This is a genomic window from Rhizobium sp. AP16 (assembly GCF_000281735.1).
Classification (GTDB): Bacteria; Pseudomonadota; Alphaproteobacteria; order Rhizobiales; family Rhizobiaceae; genus Rhizobium; species Rhizobium rhizogenes.
The window spans coordinates 40,139-61,851 of sequence record NZ_AJVM01000023.1 but is presented as its reverse complement, the minus strand read 5'-3'; the positions used below and the strand labels follow the sequence as shown (position 1 = coordinate 61,851).

Sequence of the window (21,713 nt, the reverse complement as noted above, 5' to 3'; positions counted from 1 at the left end):
GGTCAATAATGAACATCAAGAGCCTTCTTCTCGGCTCCGCTGCTGCTTTGGTAGCAGTTTCCGGTGCTCATGCAGCTGACGCTATCGTTGCTGCTGAGCCTGAGCCGCTTGAATACGTTCGCATCTGCGACGCATACGGCGCCGGCTACTTCTTCATTCCGGGCACCGAAACCTGCCTCAAGATCGGCGGTAAGGTTCGTACCGAAGGTCAGTGGTACGATGCCTACAACCCGAACAACGTTCGTGGCACGCTCTGGCACACCCGCGCTGAGTTGAACGTCAACACCGCGACCGACACTGAATATGGTCCGCTGAAGACCGAAACCATCGTTCGTTGGGATTGGCAGGAAGGCGCTTCCACCAACACCAATCTGCTGTGGGCTTACATCAGCCTCGGTGGCTTCACCGTTGGTAAGACGGACTCGCAGTTCAACCAGTTCACCGGCTACGCCGGCGACGTCATCAACGACGACGTTGTCTATGACGGCCCGTATGAACTCAACCAGTTGACCTACAACTACGATGCAGGCAACGGCTTCACGGCTGTGATCTCGCTCGAAGACAGCAACTCCGGCGTTGGCGCTACGGGCGTTAACGGCGAAGACAGCTCTGACCATTATGCTCCTGACGTTGTCGCCGGTGTTGGCTACAAGGCTGGCGCTTGGGCCTTCAAGGTCGTCGGTGGTTATGACTCCATCGTCGAAGAAGGTGCTGTCAAGGCTCGCGTCGACGCTGACTTCGGTGCCTTCTCGGCATTCGTCATGGGCGGCTACAACACCGACGGCAACAAGCTGAACAAGTACGCCGGCTCGAACGGTGGCGGCGACGCTGCTGATATCGGCTGGGGCGACTGGGCAGTTTGGGGCGGCGTTGGCGTACCGGTCAACGAAAAGCTGAAGTGGAACCTGCAGCTCGCCTACACCGACTCGAAGATCTTTGCCGCGACCACGAACCTCAAGTTCAACCCGGTCAAGAACCTTCTGATCGAGCCGGAAGTATCCTACACCAACTGGGACTCCATCAATCAGGACCAGTGGGCTGGTATCCTCCGCTTCGAGCGTTCGTTCTAATCTGATTTGACTTCGGTCATGATCTGATTTGTCACGCAAGTGACGAAAAGCCCGGCTTTCGAGCCGGGCTTTTTGCGTTCCGGGCAAGGTCGATCGCCCTCTGCTTTCGGCGTCTGAAGCACATTCTCCGCTATTTTATGTATTAGTTTTGTATAAATGGTGGGCGCCGTATAACTTGAGGATCCCCGGAAAGTAATGTCGGGTAAAGTGCGGCGGCAAGATCGGCTATTTCATGTGACAATTTTGCGACGTGATTTTTGTGCAACGCAAAATTCGAAACGAGCGTCACATATGCTCATAGTTTATCTCTGATATTGCTCTGAAAAATTCGATCTGTAGGTTCGCAAATCAGAAGCGAGGCTTACGGTTTCGTTTCTCCCAGATCAGGGGTCAACTTTGAACGCAAGGTGGGGTGGGGCACGTCGTTTTTCGGCGCGAATTCTCTTACCTAAATTTATATTGGAACTGGAGTTACCATGAACATCAAGAGCCTTCTTCTCGGCTCCGCTGCTGCGCTGGCAGCAGTTTCCGGTGCTCATGCAGCCGACGCTATCGTCGCTGCCGAGCCCGAGCCGCTTGAATACGTTCGCATCTGCGACGCCTATGGCGCCGGCTATTTCTTCATTCCGGGCACCGAAACCTGCCTCAAGATCGGCGGTATGGTTCGTACCGAAGGTGGCTGGTACAATGCTTACAAGGCTGGCCAGGAAGCCGGTGAACGCGGCACCTACTGGCATACCCGCGCTGAACTGAGACTTTCGACCGCATCGGACACCGAATACGGTCCGTTGAAGACCAGCACGGTCTATCGCTACGACTGGAACGACGGCAACTCCACCACCAGCAAGCTGCTCTGGGCCAATATCAGCCTCGGTGGCTTCCTCGTTGGTAAGAACGATTCGGTCTACTCGACCTTCCTCGGCTATGCCGGCGACGTCATCAACGACGACGTGATCGAGTACGGTATCAATGGTGGCGACGAGCTGAACCAGCTCACCTACAACTATGATGCCGGCAATGGCTTCACCGCTGTAATCTCGCTGGAAGATTCCAATTCCGGCACGGGCGCAACCGGTGCAAATGGCGAAAACAGCTCCGACCACTATGCTCCGGACGTTGTCGCCGGTGCTGGCTACAAGGCTGGCGCTTGGCAGTTCCGTGTCGTCGGTGGCTACGACTCCATCGTTGAAGAAGGCGCTGTCAAGGCTCGCGTTGACGCCGACTTCGGCATTCTGACCGCTTTCGTTATGGGTGGCTACAACACCGATGGCAATAAGCTCAACAAGTATGCCGGCGCAGGCGGAGATGGTCTTGGCTGGGGCGACTGGGCTGTCTGGGGCGGCGTTGGCGTTCCGGTCAACGACAAGCTGAAGTGGAACCTGCAGCTTTCCTACGACGACGTGAAGACCTTCGCTGCGACGACGAACGTCAAGTTCAACCCTGTCAAGGACCTGCTGATCGAGCCGGAATTGACCTACGTGAACTATGACGCCGCTAACAAGGATACCTGGGCTGGTATCCTGCGCTTCCAGCGTACGTTCTAATTCGGTTCGAACAACCGGATTTGATATAGCTCATATTCTGATCTGACCTCCGATCAGAAGGAAATGGCCCGGTTTTCCCAACCGGGCCATTTCTGTTCTTGGCTTACGCTTGCTGTCGCGCAGGCTCAGCTCGCCGCGAGGAAATCCCCGACCGCAGCCGGGATATCCCCGAGATGCAGGATGGGCGCATGTCCTTGCCCCACGGCAGTCTTGATCGTCATGCCGGGATGGCGCCGTGCCATTTCCTCGACCGTCGCCATTGTCAGCAGTTTGGAGTTTTCCCCGCGAATCACCATCAGCGGGATGTCTCGGAATGCCTCGAATTGCGGCCACAGATCCGGAAGCGGCGCCTCAAGGTCCAGCGCCTGCATCTGTGCGGCAATTGCGGGGTCATAATCAGCGACGATCTTTTCATCTTTGACAGTGTAGATCGCCCGCGCCATGTCGCGCCAATCCTCATCCGCGAGCGCCGAGAAGGTGGCACCGTGATTTTCCCGCAGGATGTCGGCGGCCTCGCTCCAGTCGGCCGGCTTCCGATCGCGGTTCAGATAGTCGCGAATATCGCCAAGCCCTTCCTTCTCCAGAACGGGACCAATGTCGTTGAGAATGATCGCCTTCAGAAGATCGGGACGGCTGGCGGCCAGCAGATGCAGGACGAGGCCGCCGCGCGACGTGCCGATGAAGACGGCTTGAGAGATATCGAGCGCGGAGCATAGGGCGAGCACGTCCTGGGCTTCCACAACGAGATTATAGTGGCTCTTGTCGTCGTCTCTGGCAGACAAGCCGCGCCCGCGCGCATCGAGCGTAATCACCCTGCGCGGCGCAGCCGGATCGCGGGACAGAAGCAGCGCCAACTGATGAAAATCCCGCGAATTGCGGGTGAGACCCGGCAGGCAGATGACGGGTGGCGGACCGGCGACCGGTGATTCGCTGCCGCCGTAATCGCGGGCATAGAGCTTCAGTCCGTCCGGTGCCGAGATCGTTCTGACAACAAAGCCGCTCTCATCGTCGCTGCTCATCGATAGTCCCCCGTGGATGACATTTCACGAGGGATGTAACGCCATTTTGCCGCCGTGGACAATCGGGCTTGCGAGCGATGGACTTAGCCGCGGCCGTAGATCAGATCGCGCTCGATATCGGTCTTCTGACCAAGCCGCGCCTTGTAAACCTGATAGTTCTCCATCACGCGCTGAACGTAATTGCGCGTTTCGGGGAAGGGGATGCGCTCGATCCAGTCGACGACGTCGTCGATCGACTTGCCACGCGGATCGCCATAGCGGCTGATCCATTCCGGAACCTTGTTCGGGCCGGCATTGTAGGCAATGAAGGTCAGGATGTAGGAGCCGCCAAAGGCGTCGATCTGCTCGCCGAGATAGTGCGCGCCGAGCGTTGCGTTGTAGCCGGCATCCTGCGTCAGCTTGGCGTCGGAATAGGCCAGACCATGTCGGCCAGCGACGGCCTTTGCCGTCTTTGGCAGAAGTTGCAACAGGCCGCGCGCATTGGCCGAGGAGACGGCTGCCGGATTGAAGGCGCTTTCCTGCCGGGCGATGGCATAGGCGAGCGCCTTGCCCGAGCCGGAAATATTGGCATTGTCCGGAATGACGCCGATCGGGAAGGCAAGTGCCGCGACATCGACGCCACGGCCATAGGCGATCTTGCCGACCTGAAGGGAGAGCTGGTGATTGCCGGAGCGCTCGGCCCGCGCCGCCAGCATGGCGATCTCGCCGGGGCTATCCAATTGCTTGGCCAATGCCCGATAGAGCGCCTCGGCGCGCCAGCCATGGCCTGCCGCTTCGAGCCGCGTGATGGCCTGGACAGCTTCACGAGACTGGAAGATGCGCCGGTCGTCGCTCGTCGGCGAGGGGTAGGCGACGTTCAATGTCCGCCGGCCGAGCTTTTCGGCAGCGAGCTGGCCATAGAAGGTGCTCGGATAGGAGGCCGCCTTCGCATAGAATTCTGAAGCCTTGCCGGGACCGCCGGCTTCGGCCGCGCGGCCGAGCCAGTACCAGGCGCGCGACTGTGAGATCGGGCCGTTCGACACCTGCAGGATCTTGCGGAAATGCGTCGAGGCCGCAGCGCCGTTCTGCAGGCCGCGCAGCGCATACCAGCCGGCATGGAATTCTGCCTCGCCGACATCCTGCGGGCTCTCGGCAGCACTGGCATCGACGACGCGGTAGGCGGTTTTGAAATTACCCTGGTCCACCAGGCCGCGGCTGACGATGCGCTGTTCGTTCCACCATGCGCCCGTATTGACGAGTGCTGCGCGGTCGCGCGGCATCTGTGTCAACAGACTGGCGGCATCGTCATATTTGTCCTGGCGGCGCAGGTTTTCGATCCGCATGAAAAGATAGGCCGGATCCTTGCGCCATTGCGCATCGATATTGGCAAGCAGTGCGCTGGCATTGGCGGAGCGATTGTTGACGGCTGCCCAGGCCTTGTAGAGCGATTGCGCCCTGCCGAGATCGCCGAAGCGCTTGGCCTGCGCCGTGCGGTCGCGATAGAGCAGATAGTCCATGCGCGCCTTGTGATCGGCGGGTGTCAGCAGGGCGGAGAATTCCGCGAGGATCTTGTCTTCGAAGGATTTGTCCAGCGCCTCGTCGCGCCAGATCTTGCGAATGAGCTTGGCGGCTTGCGCCGATGCGCCGCGCGAAACCAGCGCGCGCGACAGGATCACGCTGCCTTCCGGCGTTTCCGGCTGCGTATTGCCGAAGGCGGCAAGGACCTGATCTGTCGGGGGATTTTCGGTGTAGAGCGCCCGTTCGGAGTTGGCGCGTAGGCTGCCGAGACCAGGCCATCCCAAAAGTTCGCGTGCCGCCGCGGCGATTTCGCCGGAGGGAACGCCGGTCTGGCCCGAGGTGGCGATCGCCCAGGTCAGGATATGACGGTCGAGCGTGCCCTGGCCCATGCCGTTGCGGATGGCAAGCGCCTGCATCGGGTTCTTGTTGGAAAGGGCGTCGAGGCCGGCCTTGAGGTCGCTGTTGAGAGGCGCTACGGCGGTGCCGCGCGGGATGGCTCCTGTGTTCAATGGATCCGGTGCGCTCATCGCTACATCGGTCGTCTTGCGGGGGAGTGCCTGTTCACCGGGAAGTTGTGACGCAAAAGCGCCCCACGCGACCGCCACGCCCACAGCAGTCATGATCACGAGAGGTCTTTTCATCCGGTTACTCACAACAAAAAACAGGTCCCTTCCATTTGCCGAAATTTATATTAACGAAACCTTAGCGTTGGTCCGAATTTCAATCAATTATGATATCGGAAACTGCCCTTCACCATTGAAAGCCTGCTTGTCGCCGGCAAGTCGGCGCTTTATGGTGCGCGGATTCATAACCATGGATTGCGGCTGAAGCGTGAAAGCGCGCCGCCAGGAGACTTGCATGTTCCAGGGGTCCATTCCCGCACTCGTTACGCCCTTCACTGACGCCGGCAAGGTGGATGAAGCGTCTTTCGCTTCCCATGTCGATTGGCAGATCAAAGAGGGCAGCAGCGGGCTCGTTCCCGTCGGCACGACGGGTGAATCGCCGACCCTGTCGCATGACGAGCACAAGCGTGTCGTTGAGCTCTCGATCGAAGTTGCGAACAAGCGCGTCCCCGTCATGGCCGGCGCCGGCTCCAACAATACCCGCGAGGCGATCGAGCTTGCCCAGCATGCCGAAAAGGTTGGCGCCGATGCGGTTCTGGTGGTCACCCCTTACTACAACAAGCCGACGCAGAAGGGGCTTTACGCACACTTTGCGGCCGTTGCGGAAGCGGTGAAGCTGCCGATCTATATCTACAATATTCCTGGCCGTTCTGTCGTCGACATGATGCCGGAAACCATGGGCGCGCTTGCCAAGGCCTATGGCAACATCGTTGGCGTCAAGGATGCGACCGGCAAGATCGAGCGCGTGTCCGAGCAGCGCATCACCTGCGGCAACGATTTCCGTCAGCTTTCCGGCGAGGATGCGACGGCGCTCGGCTTCAACGCCCATGGCGGCGTTGGCTGCATCTCGGTAACGGCCAATGTCGCGCCGCGCCTTTGTGCCGAACTACAGGCGGCAACGCTTGCGGGTGATTATGCCAAGGCGCTCGCCTACCAGGATCGGTTGATGCCCCTGCACAAGGCGATCTTCCTGGAGCCCGGCCTCTGCGGCGCCAAATACGGCCTGTCCCGCCTCGGCCGGATGAGCCGCAATGTACGCTCGCCGCTGCTCTCGACGCTGGAGCCGGGTACGGAAGCGGCCATCGATGCTGCCATGCGCCATGCCGGCCTGCTGAACTGACGGCAACGCCGACGCCAGTCCTATTCGAGGCCGCTCTCTTCACAAGGAGGGCGGTCTCGCTTATTTAAGGTCTGGAACCTCGGAATTGACGCACGAAAAAGAAGAAGAAAAATCATGGCCCCCAAAGGCAGCCAACGCGTAGTGAAGAAGATTGTCGCGGAGAACCGCAAGGCGCGCTTCAATTACGAGATCATCGATACCTATGAGGCCGGCATCGTGCTGATGGGCACCGAGGTCAAGTCCCTGCGCGAGGGCAAGGCCAATATCGCCGAATCCTATGCCTCGGACGAAGACGGCGAGATCTGGCTGATCAATTCCTATCTGCCGGAATATCTGCAGGCGAACCGCTTCAATCACGAGCCGCGCCGCCGCCGCAAGCTGTTGCTCTCGGGCCGTGAAATCGGCCGGCTGCGCTCCGGCATCAATCGTGAAGGCATGACGCTGATCCCGTTGAAGATCTATTTCAACGACAATGGTCGCGCCAAGCTCGAACTGGCGCTTGCCAAGGGCAAGAAGCTTCACGACAAGCGTCAATCCGAGAAGGAACGCGATTGGAACCGGCAGAAGGGCCGCATCCTCAAGGACAATAGGTGACGGTGACGGGCGGCCGTTAGGCTGAACTCAAGATGTCCTAGTAAAGGGCCGGTGGCGCAGCGAATACGATATGCATCCGCTGCGGGGTCACCTATTCCTCGGCATCAGCCGCAGTAGCTGCCGGTTCGGCCGGACGCTGTGGACGATCGGAGGGATCGCGGCCGATTTCGGCCTTCAGCGAGACGAGGTCGATGAAGTGATCGGCCTGGCGGCGCAGGTCGTCGGCGATCATTGGCGGCTGGGTGGCCATGGTGGAGATGACCGACACCTTGCGGCCGCGACGTTGCAACGCCTCGACCAGGGTAGTGAAGTCGCCGTCGCCGGAGAAGATCACCAGATGATCGACGGTTTCGGACTGCTCCATGGCGTCGATCGCCAGCTCGATATCCATGTTGCCCTTGATCTTGCGGCGGCCCATGGAGTCGGTGAATTCCTTCGCCGGCTTGGTGACGACCTTGTAGCCATTGTAGTCGAGCCAGTCGATCAGTGGGCGGATCGAGGAATATTCCTGATCCTCGATCAGGGCGGTATAATAATAGGCACGCAGCAGATATCCGCGCTTTTGGAACGCTTTCAACAGCTTACGGTAGTCAATATCGAAACCGAGGCTCTTGGATGCGGCGTAGAGATTGGCGCCGTCTATAAAAAGTGCAATTTTTTCGCGTGGGTCGAACATCGCTTACATATCCACTGTTATCAAAATGCAATTACCGTACGCAAAATGTAGTCAAAACAATGTCTTGCATGACGCCGGCGAACAATTCGTATTACTTTATGAATCATTCATATAGCCGAGATTTAGGGCACGTAATGTGATATTCCAAGCAATCTTAAGTAGAATCCATGATTTGTCTATTGAATTTTAGCGCATTGTGGGGGGATTGGGACCCCTGCAGCAGGAAAAACTTGAATTTGCCTTCGTTTGCTTGTATCGGCGTGCTACTCCGAGACATGATGACGACATCACGACCGCAAAGGACAGGCAATGGCCCGTGTCACAGTAGAAGATTGCATTGATAAAGTTGAGAACCGGTTCGAGCTCGTGTTGCTCGCCAGCCATCGCGCGCGCCTGATTTCGCAGGGTTCCTCGATTACCATCGACCGCGATAACGACAAGAACCCGGTCGTGGCCTTGCGCGAAATCGCCGATGAGACGCTGTCTCCCGACGATCTCAAGGAAGACCTGATCCATTCGCTGCAGAAGCACGTCGAAATCGACGAGCCGGAACCCGATCCGGCGAGCCTGCTGGCCGCTGGCGGCAACGCCTCTGCTTCGGGCGACGAGGAAGAAGATGCTCCGGAAGCCGTCACTTTCGACCAGATGTCGGAAGAGGAACTGCTGGCTGGCATCGAAGGCCTTGTTCCGCCAGAAAAAAGCGACGATTACTGATCGTCGAGCTTGATGCTCTAACCAAGAGCGATATGATGAAGTAATGTGTGCGCCGGTCGTATGACTGGCGCGCTTTTGTTTTTGCTGGAGTAGCTTGGGAATGATGCGGCAATACGAGCTTGTCGAGCGTGTGCAGAAATACAAGCCCGATGCCAACGAAGCTCTTCTCAACAAGGCCTATGTCTATGCGATGCAGAAACATGGGCAGCAGAAACGCGCCAGCGGCGACCCCTATATTTCCCATCCCCTCGAAGTCGCTGCCATCCTGACGGACATGCGTCTGGATGAATCGACGATCGCCGTCGCTCTCCTGCACGATACGATCGAAGACACGACGGCGACGCGCGCCGAAATCGATGAGCTGTTCGGCGAGGATATCGGCCGCCTGGTCGAAGGGCTGACCAAGATCAAGAAGCTCGATCTCGTCACCAAGAAGGCGAAGCAGGCGGAAAACCTGCGCAAGCTGCTGCTCGCCATTTCCGACGATGTCCGCGTGCTGCTGGTCAAGCTTGCCGACCGCCTGCACAATATGCGTACGCTCGACCATATGTCGCCGGAAAAGCGCGCTCGCATCTCCGAAGAGACGATGGAAATCTATGCGCCGCTCGCCGGCCGCATGGGTATGCAGGACATGCGCGAAGAGCTGGAGGAGCTTTCCTTCCGCCACATCAATCCCGAAGCGAATGAAACGGTGACCAAGCGCCTCGAGGAGCTGTCACGGCGCAATGAAGGTCTGGTGAAGAAGATCGAGGTGGAACTGCGCGACCTCCTGGTCGCCAACGGCCTCGCCAATGCCATGGTCAAGGGGCGACAGAAGAAGCCTTATTCGGTCTTCCGCAAGATGCAGTCGAAGTCGCTTTCCTTCGAACAGCTGTCCGACGTCTATGGCTTCCGCCTGCTCGTCGACGATATTCCCTCCTGCTATCGCGCGCTCGGCATCGTGCATACGCGCTGGCGCGTCGTGCCCGGCCGGTTCAAGGATTACATCTCGACGCCGAAGCAGAACGACTATCGCTCGCTGCACACCACCATCGTCGGCCCGTCCAGCCAGCGCATCGAGCTGCAGATCCGCACCAAGCGCATGCATGAAATCGCTGAATTCGGCATTGCCGCCCATGCGCTCTACAAGGACAAGGACGGCAACAGCAATGGCGACGGCGAGCTGCTGTCGCGCGAAAGCAATGCCTATTCCTGGCTGCGCCACACCATCGAGGCTCTGGCCGAAGGCGACAGCCCGGAAGAATTTCTCGAGCATACCAAGCTTGAGCTCTTCCAGGATCAGGTTTTCTGCTTCACGCCGAAGGGCAAGCTGATCGCGCTGCCGCGCGGCGCCACGCCGATCGATTTCGCCTATGCGGTTCACACCAATATCGGCGACACCACCGTCGGCGCCAAGATCAATGGCCGCATCATGCCGCTGGTGACGCGCCTGACAAATGGCGATGAAGTCGAGATCATCCGCTCCGGCGTGCAGGTGCCGCCGGCTGCCTGGGAAGAGATCGTCGTGACCGGCAAGGCGCGCGCCGCCATCCGCCGCGCCACGCGTCTTGCCATCCGCAAGCAATATGCCGGCCTCGGTCACCGTATTCTGGAGCGCACCTTCGAGCGCGCCGGCAAGGTCTTTTCGCGCGAGGCGCTGAAGCCGGCGCTGCATCGCCTCGGCCAGAAGGATGTCGAGGACGCGATTGCCGCCGTCGGGCGCGGGGAGATGTCGTCGCTCGATGTGCTGCGCGCCGTCTATCCCGACCATCAGGACGAGCGCGTGACCGTCAAGCCCGCCGGTGACGAAGGCTGGTTCAACGTCCGCAGCGCCTCCGGTATGATCTTCAAGATCCCCGGCAAGACAAAGGCTGATCTCGCCGCGAGCATCGAGGGTATCGATGCCCTGCCGATCCGTGGCCTTGCGGCGGATGTCGAGGTGCATTTCGCCCCGACCGGCGCCGTGCCCGGCGATCGCATCGTCGGCATCATGGAAAAAGGCAAGGGGATCACCATCTATCCGATCCAGTCGCCGGTGCTGCAGCGCTTCGACGATCAGCCGGAGCGCTGGATCGATGTGCGCTGGGATCTGGACGAGGCCAACAAGTCCCGCTTTGGCGCGAGGATCCTGATCAATGCGCTGAACGAACCCGGCACGCTCGCCAAGGTCGCGCAGACGGTTGCCGGCGTCGACGTCAATATCCGCATTCTCAACACCGTGCGGGTTGCCGCCGACTTTACCGAAATGGCTCTGGATGTCGAAGTCTGGGATCTGCGCCAGCTAAACCAGCTCCTGGTGCAGCTGAAGGAGCTCGACTGCATCGCCACTGTAAAGCGGCTTTACGAATAATTATCTGTAGCGATGGCGCCGATCCGGCGTGCCTGCATATTTTGTGACCAATTTATGGTCAAATCCGACCGCCATTATGTGTAGCCATGCGATATACGCATGGCTGCATCGGTTTTACAGCGTTGGTAATTAACCTTTGCAACGCTTATCTTCTGGTCATCGAAGAAACGAAACAGAGATGAGAGAAGACAATGTTTGGTCCTATCAAGAAATTCGCCCGTGCCTTGCGTGTTCCGAGTGCTGAAGAGCGCGAAATGGCTTACCTGAACGGCTCGCACGACCGTTTTGACCTTGAATATCGTCAGCGTCAGGTCGATCGCGGCATGTTCCGTCAGCGTTAATCGCTGACAATACTTTCGAGTGGGAAGGGGCGTGACAGTTGCTGCGCCCTTGGAGCATCCCGCCACGAGCGGATTGAATGTTCCTGATCCAGAAGTTGGAGCGGTTTTCGTGTCTTGAACACGCGGCGCCCCAAAGAGCAGGGCACGGTTGCTGTACAATCAGCGCATGAACGCTTTGCCGCTCTTGTCATGACGGCCCTCAATACACTAGATAAGCCGCATGTTATTTCGACGCCGAAAACCACTGACGTTCAGCGAGAAACTGCGGGAGCATCTTTGGCCCCGTAAGGGTTTTGTCCGCTCGTTCCAATATTTTGGAAAACGCCTTGTGCGCCTTGCCGCTTCGCCGCATTCGGTGGCGGCTGGTTTTGCGGCGGGCATCGTCGTGTCCTGGACGCCTTTTATCGGCGTGCATTTTGTGATGGCGATCATCATCGCCTATCTGATCGGCGGCAATGTGATTGCCTCCGCGCTCGGCTGTCTGGCGGCCGGCAATCCTATTACCTACCCCTTCATCTGGGCCTTCACCTGGGAAATCGGCCATCTGATCCTGGCGCGCGACAGCGGCGGGCAGGGCGGTGGCGTCGATCTGCCGGCGCTGTGGCACAAGGGCGATCTCTCGCAAATCTGGGATCCGGTTCTGAAGCCGATGCTGATTGGCGGCATTCCACCGGCAATCGTTTCGGGCGTCATTGTCTATGCCCTGACCTATTACGGCGTGAAGAGCTTCAAGACCCGCCGCAAGGAACGGCTGATGGAACGCGCCCGCGAGCGCCTGTCGCTTGCCGAAAACGCATCGGGCGTCTGACGAGCGCTGATATCGTCGCGGCCGGCTGGAGGGCCTTCTCATGATCATCGGGATCGGCAGCGACCTCATCGACATCCGCCGCGTCGAGAAATCGATCGAGCGTTTCGGCACACGCTTCACCGAGCGCTGTTTCACCGACATCGAGCGTGCCAAGTCCGAAGGGCGCAAGAACAAGGCCGCCTCATACGCCAAGCGTTTCGCCGCCAAGGAAGCCTGTTCCAAGGCGCTCGGCACCGGCCTGGCGCAAGGGGTTTTCTGGCGTGACATGGGTGTGGTCAACCTGCCGAGCGGCAAGCCGACCATGCAGTTGACGGGCGGAGCAGCCAGGAGGCTGGCCGCCATGCTGCCGGAAAATCACCGCGCCGCCATTCATTTGACGATAACCGATGATTTTCCTCTTGCTCAAGCTTTTGTGATTATCGAGGCGCTGCCGATTGCCGGCTGAATGACAGCCCTATGTCGCTTTTGATACCGGCGCCATTGCCGCCGTGGTATGAAGCGGGTAGAGAGTGCCTGAATGAAAGTGCGCCGGTGGGGTGCGAACAAGGAATAAGACTGCGTGTCCGAGAAAGCCGAAAAACAGCAGAACGCCCTCTGGGAAAACATCAAGGTTATCGTACAGGCTCTCGTCCTGGCCATGATCATCCGCACGGTGCTATTTCAGCCCTTCACTATTCCGTCCGGCTCGATGATGCCGACGCTTCTTGTCGGAGACTATATCTTCGTCAATAAGTTCGCCTACGGCTATTCGAAATATTCTCTGCCTTTCTCGCCTGACCTGTTCAGCGGCCGCATTTTCGGCAGCGAACCGAAGCGCGGCGACGTCGTGGTCTTCCGTTTCCCGCCGAACCCGGATGTCGACTATATCAAGCGCGTCATCGGTCTGCCGGGTGACCGCATTCAGGTGAAGAACGATATTCTCTATATCAACGGCGAGGCAGTTCCGCGTGAGCCGCACGGCACTTTCGCCTCGGATTACAGCCAGGAGCCGGGCGACAAGATCCCCGTCTATAGCGAGCGGCTGGCGGACTCCGGCAAGGTCTACGATACGCTGGACCTCTCTCCGACCTCGCGCGGCGACAATACCCAGGAATATGTCGTTCCGGCCGATCACTACTTCATGATGGGTGACAACCGTGACAATTCCGACGATAGCCGCTTCGATGTCGGCTACGTGCCGGCTGAGAACCTGATCGGTCGCGCCAGCGTCATCTTCTTCTCGCTCGGACATGACACGTCGTTCCGCGAAATCTGGAAATGGCCGACCAATATGCGTTGGGACCGCCTCTTCAAGGTTGTCGAATGACGAAGACGCCGACGCTCTCGCAGGCGGATCGTCTTACGCTTGAAGCCGCGATAGGCCATGCCTTCGTGGAAAAGGAGCGCCTGGACTGGGCTCTGACACATGCCAGCGCCCGCACGCACAAGGCGGGCAATTACGAGCGGCTGGAATTTCTCGGCGACCGGGTTCTCGGCCTTTGCATCGCCGAGCTCCTGTTCCGCACGTTCGGCACGGCGACCGAGGGCGAGCTCTCGGTGCGCCTCAACCAGCTCGTCAGCGCCGAGACCTGCGCGGCGGTTGCCGACGAGATGCAGCTGCATCTCTTCATCCGCACCGGTGCCGATGTGAAGAAACTGACCGGCAAGCGCATGCTGAACGTGCGCGCCGATGTCGTCGAAAGCCTGATTGCGGCGCTCTATCTCGATGGCGGCCTCGAAGTGGCGCGCAAGTTCATTCTGCGCTATTGGGAAGGGCGTGCTGTCCGGCCCGATGGAGCCCGACGCGACGCCAAGACGGAATTGCAGGAATGGGCGCATGCGAAATTCGGCGTCACCCCCGTTTATAGGGTTGATGACCGCAGCGGACCGGATCATGATCCCCGCTTCACGGTGACGGTGGAAGTGGCGGGAGCCGCGCCCGAAACCGGTATAGAACGCTCCAAGCGCGCCGCCGAGCAGGTGGCTGCGACGCGGATCCTGGAGCGTGAAGGCATATGGCAGCCGCAGTCGGCTCAGAAATGACGGAAAAAATGACCAATCAGGAAGACACGGCTGCCGGCGAAGGCGCGGCTGAAAATAGCGGCCCGACGCATTCGGGTTTCGTGGCTCTTATCGGCCCAACCAATGCCGGCAAGTCGACGCTCGTCAACCGGCTCGTCGGCGCCAAAGTGTCGATCGTCAGCCATAAGGTGCAGACGACGCGCGCCATCGTGCGCGGCATCGCGATCCACGACAATGCGCAGATCGTCTTCATGGACACGCCCGGCATCTTCAAGCCGCGCCGCCGTCTCGACCGCGCCATGGTGACCTCCGCCTGGGGTGGCGCCAAGGATGCCGATCTCATCATGCTGCTGATCGACAGCGAACGCGGAATACGCGGCGATGCCGAAGCCATTCTCGAAGGGTTGAAGGAAGTCTTTCAGCCGAAGATCCTTGTTCTCAACAAGATCGACCGCGTTCGCCGCGAAGACCTCTTGGCGCTTGCCGCCGCCGCCAACGAGAAGATCGCCTTCCAGGAGACCTTCATGGTCTCGGCCGAAAACGGCTCGGGCTGCGACGACGTCATGAACTATCTGGCAAAGACCCTTCCTGAGGGACCGTGGTATTATCCGGAAGACCAGATCTCCGATCTGCCGATGCGCCAGCTTGCCGCCGAAATCACCCGCGAAAAGCTGTTTCTGCGCCTGCATCAGGAGCTTCCCTATTCCTCGCATGTCGAGACGGAAAAGTGGGAAGAGCGCAAGGACGGCTCGGTTCGCATCGAGCAGGTGATCTATGTCGAGCGCGAAAGCCAGAAGAAGATCACCCTCGGCAAATCGGGCGAGGCGATCAAGGCGATCTCCACCGCCTCGCGCAAGGAGCTGTCAGCGATCCTGGAACAGCCCGTGCATCTCTTCCTCTTCGTGAAGGTGCGCGAGAACTGGGGCGACGATCCCGAACGCTTCCGCGAAATGGGGCTCGAGTTCCCGCGCGGATAGAATTGAGCTCCGGCGATTGTCTCACCTCGCGACAATCGCCGGACAAATGCTGGAGCCGGCACGGCGATTTTTTGGGTGATTACCCCCTCGCGCATCTCTTCGGTTGGATCTTTCCAGCAGACCCCTTGAAGAAGGGCACTGGCAGGCCGTCGCCCATTTGATCCCGGCGACCTCATCCGTCTCTCCGCCGTTCTAACAAACAAAGCATTGAAAAAGCTATCGAAACGCGGGTTGATCCACTCGCGGCGCGCAGCTGTGGCTTGTTGGTAGGCCGACGGGTTCACCACGCTTGCGCGAATCGGGACGGCTCTATTCGGACAAGTGAATGCTCGGCAGGCGGGGGCGTTGACACGATCTGGCACATGTCTTTTTAATGGCGGCTAATAGTGTATCAACATAGACTATTATCACCGTCACTTTTCGACCGGTTTCACCTCTTACTAACCGCAGCGGCAAAAGCGATTGGAGCATGATCACGAGCCCATAGTACCGCGGGGCGAAAAGTGCGAAGCGGGTTAGGGCAAGGTCATGTGACTTGAGACCGAGCCAACACGGATGGGGGAATGCCGTCCATTCAACACGGGCCGATGATTGGCGCCGGAGGGATAGATGTGGAAAGTACTACGGGGCGTGGCGTCGTCAGGCGCACGCATGCAGGGGTGGCGCTGATATGACGGTTCAGCGCGCTCTTATTTTGGAAGATAATTTGATCATTGCCATGGAGGCGGAGGAAATCCTTCGCCTTGTCGGGGTCGCGGAGGTGGAAATCGCCTCGAACCTGGAGCAGGCAGTCAACGCCATTCATACCGATCACTATGATTTTGCGATGCTGGATGTGAATCTGGGGGAGTCGATGAGCTTCGGCTTTGCCCGGTTGCTGGTCGAGCGCGGCATCGCCTTCGGTTTCGTCAGCGGCTATTCCGATACGCTCGATTTCCCGGCGGACCTGCGGCATGTGCCGCTGCTCAACAAGCCCTTCGACGAGGCCGCCATGCGGGTGTTCGTCGACAAGCTGTCATCGGCAAGCAGATCCTCCGAGATGTGACAGCGCCCGCCGTTTGTCCTAAACTCGAATCAAGACAGTCTACGGGACAAACCGGCCGATGCAGTGGCAGGACCATGCGATTATTCTGGGCGTCAAACGCCTCGGCGAGACCAGCGTCATCGCCGAGGTGATGACGCGTGATCGCGGCCGGCATATGGGACTGGTGCGCTCCGGCCGGTCGCGTTCCATGCAGCCGGTGCTGCAGCCGGGCAATCTGGTCGAGGTGACGTGGCGCGCGCGGCTGCACGAACATCTCGGTGAGTTCCGCATGGAGCCGGTGCGGCTGCGGGCAGCGAGGCTGATGGAGACGGCGACCGCGGTCTATGGCGTGCAGGCCATGGGCGCTTTGTTGCGCCTGCTGCCGGAGCGCGATCCGCATCCCTATCTCTACGACGCGCTCGACGTCATCCTCGAGAACATGCAGAACCCGATGGACGCAGGCGAGCTTTTCGTCCGCTTCGAGTTGGCGGTGCTCAACGAGCTTGGCTATGGCCTGGATCTGGGTGAATGCGCCGCGACCGGGGTGCGTGACGACCTGGCTTTCGTTTCGCCGAAGACCGGACGCGCGGTCTGCCGTACGGCCGGTGCGCCCTGGGCCGACAAGATGCTGGCGCTGCCGCCTTTTCTTGCCGCGGGCACCGTCGAGGCCGCGAATGGCGAAAGCCTCGCCGCCGCCTTCCGCCTGACCGGCTTCTTCCTGCATCGCCATGTCTACGAGCCGCGCGGCATCGAGATCGCCGCGGCGCGCGAGGGTTTCATTCAAGCCGCGCTGAAAGCGGTGAATGCCGTTTCGCTGGATCGACCGGACAATCCGCCGGTCATCGCCGCCAAACGTTGAGGCTTGTTAAATTGGCGAAGCGACTATCGCCGCTTGAATGCCCAGCCTTCCGCCCGTTCCTCGATCACTGTCACCACATCGCCGATCTTCACGGTACCTTCGCCGCGCGGGACGACATTCCAGCCGAAGAGCGGGCCTGGAACACGGCGATCGGCGGACATGCGGACGCGGCCCATGGCCGGCATAGGGTTCGGAACGTCGCGTGAGCCCGTCTGCTGGTCCTGTGTCGTCATGATGCAGCGGGCGCAGGGCTTGACGAGATCGAGGCGAATGCCGCCGATTTCGATCGCCGCCCAGCGGTCCTCCGGCCATTCCTCGTCGCAGTCGATGACGATGTTCGGGCGGAAACGTTCCATGCCGACCGAGCCCTCGCCATGGGCGGCAAGATCGGCATTCAGCGCCCTCAGCGAGCCGGTGGTGGTGATCAGGATCTGATAGCCATCGGAAAAGGTGACCGGGGTCCCGTCGCCCGCCCATTCCGGGCTGGCAATGCGCGTGGCGAGCCTGTCGAAGAACACCATCCTGATATCGCGCCCGAGCCAGCCGGACAGCGCCGTGTTCGTCGCGTCGTCGGCGACGGAGGCATTGACGGCCGACTTCCAGACGACGACGTCCATTCGATTATCCGGGTGGGGCGGGGGCACGATAATGTCGGCCTTGCCCTCCATTTTCAGCCGCAAATAAGAGGGAGCCGGCTGGATTTCGATGCGGGCAATATCCTGCAATTCGCGCTGGGTAATGAAACGGCCTGAGGGGTCGACTAGCATGGCCCGGCGATCGCCGGCCAGACCGAAGGCATCGATGGTGGCGGAGGAAATGGCTATGCCGCGCGCGCTCTTGAGCGGATAGATGAAGAGGTCGCTGACCTGCATGAATAGCCCTCAGATTTCGTCGATGAACATTGCCAGCACGGTCTTCAGCCGCTCATGCCGGTCGCCGGCGAACCTGCGGCCGGCTTCGGTCTGGAACCCATCCGCCAGTTTGAACAGCTTCGTCTCGAAATGATCGATGGCGAAGCGCTTGTCGTCAAGCGGCCGCTCCGTGGCAAGTGGATCGAACGGATCGTAGAGACCGGAGCCCATACGCCCGGCAATATAGAAACAGCGGGCGGCGCCGACCATGCCGATCGCATCCAGCCGGTCGGCGTCCTGCAATATCTTCGCCTCCAGCGTTTCCGGCGGCAGATTGGCCGAGAAGCTGTGCGTGGTAATGGCATGCGCAGCGGCGGCGATATCCTCATCGGCCCATCCAAGCTCCCTAAAAACACCGGATGCCTTCTCGGCGGCGAGCCTCGATGCCTGGGCGCGATGCGGCGAGTTCTTCTCGACCGAGACACAGTCATGCAGCAATACGGCGGCGGCGAGGATGCGGGCATTGCCGCCTTCCTCGGCCTGGATGGCCATGGCGTTTCTGAATACGCGCAGGATATGGGCGATGTCATGCGAACCGTCATCGCCATCGGCCGAATGCGGGATAAGATCCGCAGCCAGCGTTTCGAACGGGGCAAAGGCCCGCGCCATCCTGTTGGTGTCCATCGTCAGCCCCGTGTCGGAATGATCTCTCCTGTTCCTATCGAGCGCGGAGATTCTCTGCAATCACTCCGAGGCCTTCTTGCCCGTCAGGAGCTTCTGATAGAACAAGCCGATGCCGATCAATACCGCGCCGAGGCCGATGAAGGACAGTGCCCGCAGGAAACCCTCCAGATTTGCCATGTCGATCAGGAAGACCTTGACGACGGCGACGAAGACCAGCGCGGCGGAGGCGATGCGCAGGCTGCGCGCATCGAAGCGTGCCCCGAGCCAGAGAAGGGCGATGCCGATCGCCAACCAGACGACGGAGTAGGAGTAGAGTTCTCCCTGAATGAAGCCGTTCCAGAGCGCAATATACTCGCCCTGCCAGAAGCGGCGCACCGATAGCGTCGCCCAGGCAAAGGTCATGACGGCGCCGGCGACTGCCAGCATGGTCACATAGGGCAGGGGCCGCCTGTTTCGCGCATAGAGCGCCAACCCGGCATAGGCGAGCGCCGGCAGCAGATAGCCGAGCAGCAGCAGGTTGAAGAAGGGGATCCGGCCCGTACTCTCGCCGGTGATGAACGGATTGAGCCCGAGCAGATGCAGCGTCAGGATCGAGATGACGGAGAGGACGCCGACTGCCATGCCGCCATAGCGGAAGACAGGGCTCGATGCGCTGAGATCGAGCGCCATCAGCGTCGCCGAGGCTCCGATCGCCAGCAATGTGTAGATCGATTGTTCGCCAAGCGTCGGAACGTTTGAATTCAGCACGCCGCCATTCATCGCATGACGCACGAGGATGGCGATGGTCAGCAGCACCAGAAGGCTCGCCAGCGCCTGCAATGCGTTGCGCAGTCTGAGGCTCGGCAAATGCCTGACCTCAAAGGCGGACCAGACGGCGAGTGCGGCGGGGATACCGTAGCCGGCAAGCAGCATGTTGAAGACCGGCGTCGTGCCGAGCTCACCCGGGTCGACGATCGTCGGCTGCCAGGCAATGCGCCCCATGGCGATGATCAGCGCCGCGACCATCGTCCATGGCAGCACCAGCCACGAGCGGACCCGCCCGGCCAGCAGATAGGCAATGCCCAGCACCGGCAGCAGGATCGTCGCCACGGCGTCGTGGGCAAGCGTATGCAGGGCAAGGACGGCAGCGGCGAAGGAGCCGGCCGCGAGGATATTCGTCGGCAGCGCCAGACTGCTCTCGGCGGAGCGGCGATGCTGCCATTCGGCGAGCGCCATCAGGATGACGGCGAGCCCGATGCCATAGAGCCCATGCAGCCAGTCGCGGGTCCAGTTGCCGAAGGTGATATAGCTGATGACAGCGATCGCCAGCGGCGTGGCCGCCATGATGACGCTCCAGACCGCCGCAAAGGGCTTCTCGCTCTCGCCGAACCGTTTGAGGAAAAAGACGCCGATCAGCACGAAGACTGCACCGAGGCCGAGACCTTCATAGACCACGACATTATAAAGCGCCGGCGAGACCTCCGCGAGACCCCAATCCGCGGCATTCATCGGGGATGTCAGGACCATGGACATGCCAAGGCCGGCGGCGGCGACCGACAGGATTGCCGCCCAGGCCGCATGCAAACGGCTGGCTCCGAAGGCCGCGACCGCCGCAACGATCGCCGCGAACAGAAGGGTAGCGTTCGGCAGTGGGTATCCGTTCAGCAGGCTGTAGCCCAACAGCGACAGGGCGACTGCACTGGCGCCAATGGATGCCGTCAGCGTCATGCCGAGCGGCTCGCGGGCCAGGAACAGGACCGGATGGCTCGCGGGTTGCGAGGCTGGCGACTCTTCTGAGTCGCTTAGCTCTGCTAGCGCTGGAGGGTCTTCGCTAGGTGCTGCTACGGCTTCATAACGCCCCGGCCAGATGAAGATCGTACCGGCGATCATCACCAGCATGGCGAGTGTTACGGGGCTAAGGTCAACGACAGGGCTGTTTGTAATGTAGAGCAGTGCCCAAAGGCCGAGGAGCACATTGGCCAAGGCGGGCGCGATCTGCCAGCGGCGCAGCCGCGATGCGGTTGCGGTGGCGAGCCAGGTCAGGGCGAGATAGCCGAATAGCACCCACGGCCTTGGCGCCGTCGAGGCGATCAGGGCCGGGGTGACCATCGAGGCCAGCAGACCGAGGCCGGCAAGCGCCTGGCCGTGCAACAGCGACAAGCCGAGGGTGGCAAGGGAGATCAATGCCAGGAGAAAGAACGCGGTCGCCGGTCCGATGAAGCCGTAAATGCCATGCGCGGCATAGGTCGAGCCGAACAGCGCGACGACACCCGCCGCCGTCAGCACGCCGGGAATCATCGCATTCTGGAAGGTGTTGGCAAGAACGGGTTCGGAGCGGCGACGGATCACTTCGCCGGCCGCGACAAGGACAAGGCCGAAGAGCGCGGCAAGCGCCAGCCGCACGCCAGGGCTGAGCAGGCCGCTCTCGATCGAATACTTGACCATGAAAATGCCGCCGAATGCCAGCGCGATGCCGCCGACCCATACGGCCCAGCGGGCGCCGATCGTGCTTTCCAGGCTTTCGTTACTGGAGACCGCGGTATCCCGGGCAAAGGCGGGAGCGGTGGTCTCGTGGATTGGTGCCGTTTCACCGTCATCGGTCATGGCGGCGGCTTCCACCGCAGGCGCCGCGACCGTCTCTGCCAATGGCTGCGCGGCAGCCTCGGTGTATGAATCGGCCACATCGATGGTTTCGGCCGCACTGGCTGATTCGCTGCTTCCCATGGCCAGCACCCGGCCGGCGAGTGCATTTTGCAGCTCCTGGACGCGGCTTTCGAGCTTTCCTAGCCGTAGATTGTAGCTCCGCAGTATAAAAATACCGACGACCACGACCGCGATCAGCAGCAAATCCATGATGTCCCCTCCATGGGCTCTTGGCCGCACATTATACGAAATGAGCCGGGGAGTAAGGGTAGATCAGTCAATTTACCTATGATTCCAGGGGATTACGCGCCGGAGATGGCGTGTTCTGGTTTGCTGGCGGCTTTAGAATTATTAGGGTGT

General features: G+C 60.2%; 20 protein-coding genes. 14 read left to right on the top strand and 6 right to left on the bottom strand.

The window, feature by feature from the left end; translation table 11 throughout:
* Window positions 1–8 precede the first annotated feature (8 nt).
* Window positions 9–1,070 (top strand): porin, encoded by a 1,062-nt coding sequence (locus PMI03_RS11385; protein WP_007693115.1) that lies wholly within the window; start codon window positions 9–11, stop codon window positions 1,068–1,070.
* Window positions 1,071–1,546: 476 nt separating this feature from the next.
* Window positions 1,547–2,614, top strand: a complete 1,068-nt coding sequence (locus PMI03_RS11380; RefSeq protein WP_007693113.1) for a porin — start codon at window positions 1,547–1,549, stop codon at window positions 2,612–2,614.
* 125 nt (window positions 2,615–2,739) lie between these two features.
* Here the strand turns inward: PMI03_RS11380 and PMI03_RS11375 are convergent, their stop codons facing one another.
* A complete protein-coding gene (locus tag PMI03_RS11375; protein ID WP_007693111.1) occupies window positions 2,740–3,633 on the bottom strand; it encodes an alpha/beta fold hydrolase in 894 nt (297 codons plus the stop codon).
* Window positions 3,634–3,716: 83 nt separating this feature from the next.
* Window positions 3,717–5,771 (bottom strand): lytic transglycosylase domain-containing protein, encoded by a 2,055-nt coding sequence (locus PMI03_RS11370; protein ID WP_007693109.1) that lies wholly within the window; start codon window positions 5,769–5,771, stop codon window positions 3,717–3,719.
* Window positions 5,772–5,988: 217 nt separating this feature from the next.
* Between PMI03_RS11370 and dapA the strand changes: the two genes are divergently transcribed.
* Both dapA and smpB read left to right on the top strand, forming a co-directional pair.
* Window positions 5,989–6,873 (top strand): 4-hydroxy-tetrahydrodipicolinate synthase, encoded by an 885-nt coding sequence (dapA, locus tag PMI03_RS11365; protein ID WP_007693107.1) that lies wholly within the window; start codon window positions 5,989–5,991, stop codon window positions 6,871–6,873.
* Between the two features lie 114 nt (window positions 6,874–6,987).
* Window positions 6,988–7,467, top strand: coding sequence for an SsrA-binding protein SmpB (gene smpB / locus PMI03_RS11360; protein WP_007693105.1), 480 nt, complete (start codon window positions 6,988–6,990; stop codon window positions 7,465–7,467).
* 91 nt (window positions 7,468–7,558) lie between these two features.
* On the opposite strand, the gene PMI03_RS11355 is transcribed toward smpB, so the two are convergent.
* A complete protein-coding gene (locus PMI03_RS11355) occupies window positions 7,559–8,143 on the bottom strand; it encodes an NYN domain-containing protein (RefSeq protein WP_007693103.1) in 585 nt (194 codons plus the stop codon).
* A 309-nt stretch (window positions 8,144–8,452) separates the two neighbouring features.
* Between PMI03_RS11355 and rpoZ the strand changes: the two genes are divergently transcribed.
* From rpoZ to recO, 10 genes are all read left to right on the top strand, one after another.
* A complete protein-coding gene (gene rpoZ / locus PMI03_RS11350) occupies window positions 8,453–8,857 on the top strand; it encodes a DNA-directed RNA polymerase subunit omega (RefSeq protein WP_007693102.1) in 405 nt (134 codons plus the stop codon).
* 100 nt (window positions 8,858–8,957) lie between these two features.
* Window positions 8,958–11,186 (top strand): bifunctional (p)ppGpp synthetase/guanosine-3',5'-bis(diphosphate) 3'-pyrophosphohydrolase, encoded by a 2,229-nt coding sequence (locus tag PMI03_RS11345; RefSeq protein WP_007693101.1) that lies wholly within the window; start codon window positions 8,958–8,960, stop codon window positions 11,184–11,186.
* Between the two features lie 191 nt (window positions 11,187–11,377).
* Complete coding sequence (locus PMI03_RS30955) at window positions 11,378–11,527, top strand: DUF3563 family protein (protein ID WP_007693095.1); 150 nt, start codon at window positions 11,378–11,380, stop codon at window positions 11,525–11,527.
* A gap of 220 nt (window positions 11,528–11,747) precedes the next feature.
* On the top strand, window positions 11,748–12,335 hold the full coding sequence (locus PMI03_RS11340; protein ID WP_012651173.1) for a DUF2062 domain-containing protein: 588 nt from the start codon (window positions 11,748–11,750) through the stop codon (window positions 12,333–12,335).
* 40 nt (window positions 12,336–12,375) lie between these two features.
* Window positions 12,376–12,780, top strand: coding sequence for a holo-ACP synthase (acpS, locus tag PMI03_RS11335; protein WP_007693090.1), 405 nt, complete (start codon window positions 12,376–12,378; stop codon window positions 12,778–12,780).
* Between the two features lie 114 nt (window positions 12,781–12,894).
* Window positions 12,895–13,641 (top strand): signal peptidase I, encoded by a 747-nt coding sequence (lepB, locus tag PMI03_RS11330; protein ID WP_007693088.1) that lies wholly within the window; start codon window positions 12,895–12,897, stop codon window positions 13,639–13,641.
* Entirely contained in the window at window positions 13,638–14,357 is a 720-nt protein-coding gene (gene rnc, locus PMI03_RS11325) for a ribonuclease III (RefSeq protein ID WP_007693085.1), read from the top strand. Before lepB ends, rnc begins: the two co-directional genes overlap by 4 nt.
* A gap of 8 nt (window positions 14,358–14,365) precedes the next feature.
* On the top strand, window positions 14,366–15,313 hold the full coding sequence (gene era / locus PMI03_RS11320; RefSeq protein WP_034519501.1) for a GTPase Era: 948 nt from the start codon (window positions 14,366–14,368) through the stop codon (window positions 15,311–15,313).
* A 535-nt stretch (window positions 15,314–15,848) separates the two neighbouring features.
* On the top strand, window positions 15,849–16,358 hold the full coding sequence (locus PMI03_RS11315) for a response regulator (RefSeq protein ID WP_012651175.1): 510 nt from the start codon (window positions 15,849–15,851) through the stop codon (window positions 16,356–16,358).
* A 58-nt stretch (window positions 16,359–16,416) separates the two neighbouring features.
* Window positions 16,417–17,196 (top strand): DNA repair protein RecO, encoded by a 780-nt coding sequence (gene recO / locus PMI03_RS11310; protein WP_007693076.1) that lies wholly within the window; start codon window positions 16,417–16,419, stop codon window positions 17,194–17,196.
* A 23-nt stretch (window positions 17,197–17,219) separates the two neighbouring features.
* Here recO and PMI03_RS11305 read toward each other — a convergent pair whose 3' ends face one another.
* From PMI03_RS11305 to PMI03_RS11295, 3 genes are read right to left on the bottom strand one after another with little or no spacing between them, the layout of a single operon-like run.
* Window positions 17,220–18,068, bottom strand: coding sequence for an MOSC domain-containing protein (locus tag PMI03_RS11305; RefSeq protein ID WP_007693075.1), 849 nt, complete (start codon window positions 18,066–18,068; stop codon window positions 17,220–17,222).
* A 9-nt stretch (window positions 18,069–18,077) separates the two neighbouring features.
* Complete coding sequence (locus tag PMI03_RS11300; RefSeq protein ID WP_234906971.1) at window positions 18,078–18,731, bottom strand: HD domain-containing protein; 654 nt, start codon at window positions 18,729–18,731, stop codon at window positions 18,078–18,080.
* 60 nt (window positions 18,732–18,791) lie between these two features.
* On the bottom strand, window positions 18,792–21,563 hold the full coding sequence (locus PMI03_RS11295; RefSeq protein ID WP_007693073.1) for a DUF2339 domain-containing protein: 2,772 nt from the start codon (window positions 21,561–21,563) through the stop codon (window positions 18,792–18,794).
* Window positions 21,564–21,713 lie beyond the last annotated feature (150 nt).

Coding starts and splice junctions, on each gene's coding strand:
- PMI03_RS11345 (WP_007693101.1), top strand. CDS start 8,958: ATGATGCGGCAATACGAGCTTGTCGAGCGTGTGCAGAAATACAAGCCC.
- dapA (WP_007693107.1), top strand. CDS start 5,989: ATGTTCCAGGGGTCCATTCCCGCACTCGTTACGCCCTTCACTGACGCC.
- PMI03_RS11295 (WP_007693073.1), bottom strand. CDS start 21,563: ATGGATTTGCTGCTGATCGCGGTCGTGGTCGTCGGTATTTTTATACTG.
- smpB (WP_007693105.1), top strand. CDS start 6,988: ATGGCCCCCAAAGGCAGCCAACGCGTAGTGAAGAAGATTGTCGCGGAG.
- PMI03_RS11380 (WP_007693113.1), top strand. CDS start 1,547: ATGAACATCAAGAGCCTTCTTCTCGGCTCCGCTGCTGCGCTGGCAGCA.
- PMI03_RS11355 (WP_007693103.1), bottom strand. CDS start 8,143: ATGTTCGACCCACGCGAAAAAATTGCACTTTTTATAGACGGCGCCAAT.
- PMI03_RS11385 (WP_007693115.1), top strand. CDS start 9: ATGAACATCAAGAGCCTTCTTCTCGGCTCCGCTGCTGCTTTGGTAGCA.
- rnc (WP_007693085.1), top strand. CDS start 13,638: ATGACGAAGACGCCGACGCTCTCGCAGGCGGATCGTCTTACGCTTGAA.
- PMI03_RS11340 (WP_012651173.1), top strand. CDS start 11,748: ATGTTATTTCGACGCCGAAAACCACTGACGTTCAGCGAGAAACTGCGG.
- PMI03_RS11370 (WP_007693109.1), bottom strand. CDS start 5,771: ATGAAAAGACCTCTCGTGATCATGACTGCTGTGGGCGTGGCGGTCGCG.
- PMI03_RS11375 (WP_007693111.1), bottom strand. CDS start 3,633: ATGAGCAGCGACGATGAGAGCGGCTTTGTTGTCAGAACGATCTCGGCA.
- acpS (WP_007693090.1), top strand. CDS start 12,376: ATGATCATCGGGATCGGCAGCGACCTCATCGACATCCGCCGCGTCGAG.
- PMI03_RS11300 (WP_234906971.1), bottom strand. CDS start 18,731: ATGGACACCAACAGGATGGCGCGGGCCTTTGCCCCGTTCGAAACGCTG.
- rpoZ (WP_007693102.1), top strand. CDS start 8,453: ATGGCCCGTGTCACAGTAGAAGATTGCATTGATAAAGTTGAGAACCGG.
- era (WP_034519501.1), top strand. CDS start 14,366: ATGACCAATCAGGAAGACACGGCTGCCGGCGAAGGCGCGGCTGAAAAT.
- PMI03_RS11305 (WP_007693075.1), bottom strand. CDS start 18,068: ATGCAGGTCAGCGACCTCTTCATCTATCCGCTCAAGAGCGCGCGCGGC.
- recO (WP_007693076.1), top strand. CDS start 16,417: ATGCAGTGGCAGGACCATGCGATTATTCTGGGCGTCAAACGCCTCGGC.
- PMI03_RS30955 (WP_007693095.1), top strand. CDS start 11,378: ATGTTTGGTCCTATCAAGAAATTCGCCCGTGCCTTGCGTGTTCCGAGT.